This is a genomic window from Desertihabitans aurantiacus (genome assembly GCF_003344635.1).
Classification (GTDB): Bacteria; Actinomycetota; Actinomycetes; order Propionibacteriales; family Propionibacteriaceae; genus Desertihabitans; species Desertihabitans aurantiacus.
Genome location: NZ_QPKK01000380.1, coordinates 1 through 2,711, shown reverse-complemented (window position 1 = coordinate 2,711; position 2,711 = coordinate 1). Strand labels below are relative to the sequence as shown.

3 protein-coding genes are annotated in these 2,711 nt (G+C 75.8%); 2 read left to right on the top strand and 1 reads right to left on the bottom strand.

Annotated features, from left to right (window positions below):
• A partial coding sequence (locus tag DVA66_RS19195; RefSeq protein ID WP_232822075.1) for a cysteine desulfurase-like protein occupies positions 1 to 1,214 on the top strand: 1,214 nt, incomplete at its 5' end.
• 28 nt (positions 1,215 to 1,242) lie between these two features.
• On the opposite strand, the gene DVA66_RS19190 is transcribed toward DVA66_RS19195, so the two are convergent.
• Positions 1,243 to 2,277, bottom strand: coding sequence for an aldo/keto reductase (locus DVA66_RS19190; protein ID WP_114561440.1), 1,035 nt, complete (start codon positions 2,275 to 2,277; stop codon positions 1,243 to 1,245).
• Positions 2,278 to 2,461: 184 nt separating this feature from the next.
• Between DVA66_RS19190 and DVA66_RS19185 the strand changes: the two genes are divergently transcribed.
• Positions 2,462 to 2,711 (top strand): hypothetical protein (locus DVA66_RS19185; protein ID WP_198671956.1); only part of this gene is annotated, 250 nt, incomplete at its 3' end.

Below are 2,711 nucleotides of genomic sequence, written 5' to 3'. Positions count from 1 at the left end.
GACCGGTCGGCTACGACGTCGCCGCGCTGCGGGCCGGGGTGCCGGCGCTGGCGTCGGGGACGGCGTTCTTCGACGGCCCGGGCGGCACCCAGACACCGCGCGCGGTGGCCGAGGCGATGGCGGCCGTGCTCAGCGCGCCGCTGTCCAACCGGGGCCGGCTGCACCCGGCGCAGCGCAACGCCGAGGACGTCGTCGCCGCCTTCCGCGAGGCCGGGGCGGACCTGCTGGGCGTGCCGCCGACCGGCGTCGTGCACGGACGCAGCGCCACCCAGCTCACCTTCGACCTGTCCCGGACGCTGGCGCGGGAGTGGCAGCCGGGCGACGAGGTCGTCCTCACCCGGCTCGAGCACGACGCCAACCTCCAGCCGTGGCTGCTGGCCGCCGAGCGCACCGGCGCGCGGGTGCGCTGGCTCGAGCTCGACCCGGTCACCGCCGAGCTCGACCTGTCGACGCTGGAGCAGGTGCTCACCGAGCGCACCCGGCTGGTGGCGGTCACCGGGGCGTCCAACCTGCTCGGCACCCGCCCACCGCTGCAGCGGATCGCCGCGGCCGCGCACGCGGTCGGGGCTCTGGTGTGGGTGGACGGGGTGCACCTGGTGCCGCACGAGCTGGTCGACCTGCCGGCTCTCGGCGTGGACGCCCTGGTCTGCTCGGCCTACAAGTTCCTCGGCCCGCACTGCGGTCTGCTGGCGGCCACCCCGGAGCTGCTGGAGCGGCTCGCCCCGGACAAGCTGCGGCCCGCCAGCGACGACGTCCCGGAGCGGTTCGAGCTGGGCACCCTGCCGTACGAGGTGCTGGCCGGGGTGACGGCTGCGGTCGACCTGCTCGCCGAGCTGGTGCCGAGCCGGCCCACCGCCTCCCGGCGGGAGCGGCTGCGTCGCTCGATGCGGGCGGTGCACGCCTCCGAGACCGCGCTGCGGGTGCAGCTGGAGGACGGCCTGGACGCGCTGGGTGAGCGGGTGGTGCGCCACTCCCGGGCTGCGGAGCGGACGCCGACCGTGCTGGTCTCGCTGCCCGGACGCAGCGCGGCCGAGGCCGCCCGCTTCCTGGCCGAGCGGGACGTCCTCGCCCCGGCGGGCACCTTCTACGCCACCGAGCCGGCCCGGGTGCTCGGGCTGCTGGACGACCCCCCGCTGCGGGTCGGGCTGGCGCCCTACACCGACGCCGAGGACGTCGCCCGGCTGCTGGACGGTCTGCGAGCCTTCCTGCGCTGACCACCTCGCCGGGCGACGTCGGAGGTGCTCAGCGGCCGCCGGTGATCTTGCGGTGGCGCTGGGCCACGCCCGGCTCGCCGTAGGGGTAGTCGTCCCAGACCGGGGCGCTGACCCCGGTCAGCCGTTCCTGCTGCTCGGGGGAGAGGACGACGTCGGCGGCCCCCAGGCACTGCTGCAGCTGCTCCAGCGTCCGGGCGCCGAGGATCACCGAGGTCACCGCCGGACGGGCCGCCAGCCAGGACAGCGACACCTGGGCGGGGGAGGCGCCGAGCTCGTCGGCCACCGCGGTGACGGCGTCGATCACCTGCCAGGTGCGCTCGGCGGCGTTGCGGCCGGCGTAGGCCTCCATCCCGCGCTCGGGGTTCTCACCCAGCCGGGTGGCACCGGTGGGGGCCTGGTCGCGCTGGTACTTGCCGGTCAGCCAGCCGCCGGCCAGCGGCGACCACGGCAGCAGCCCCATCCCGGCGTCCTGCACGGCGGGGACGATCTCGGCCTCGATGCCGCGGGTCAGCAGGTTGTACTGCGGCTGCAGCGTGACCGGCACCGGCCAGCCGCGGAAGGTGGCCAGGTCGACGGTCTTGGTCAGCTGCCAGCCGGTGAAGTTCGACAGCCCCCAGTAGCCCACCTTGCCGGCGGCGACCGCGTCGTCGAAGAAGCGGACCGTCTCCTCCAGCGGGGTCAGCGCGTCCCAGGCGTGCACCTGGTAGAGGTCGATCCGGTCGGTCTGCAGCCGGCGCAGCGAGGCGTCCAGCGCCTGCGAGAGGTGGGTGCGGGAGAGCCCGAGCCCGTTGGGGTGGTCGGCGGTGGGGAAGCGGCCCTTGGTGGCCAGCACCACCCGGTCGCGGATGTCGGTGCCCCGGTCGGACAGCCAGCGCCCGATGATCGACTCCGACTCGGTGCCGGCGTAGACGTCGGCGGTGTCGACCAGGTTGCCGCCGGCCTCGAGGTAGGCGTCCAGCTGGGCGTGGGCGGTCGCCTCGTCGCTCTCCGCGCCGAAGGTCATCGTGCCGAGGGCGTAGGTCGAGACGGACGTGCCGCTGCGTCCGAGGGTGCGGTACTCCATGGGTTCTCCTCGTCGAGAGAGGTGGCTCCCCGGCCCCGACGGGGGCCGAGGAGGGTCGGTCAGGCCGACCGTACCCAGCCCCCGTCGCTCCTCCCCGGGCCCCCGCCGCGGGCGCCGCGGGACGCCCGGTTTGGTCCGGGCGCTGCCGGGCACGATCGGGGCACAGTCGGAGACGGGAGCGGAGATGAGCACCACCACCATCGTCTGGGTCGTCGTCATCGTCGTCGTGCTGCTGGCCGTGGCGCTGATCGCGCTGGTCGCCTCACGCCGGCGGCGCGAGCGGCACCGCCAGCAGGCCGCCGAGCTGCGGCAGCGCTCGGAGCAGCAGAGCCTGGACGTGCGGCGGAGCGAGGCCGAGGCGCGCGAGGCCAAGGCGGAGTCCCGCCGCGTCCGCGCCGAGGCCGAGCAGCAGGCCGCCGAGGCCGAGCAGCGGG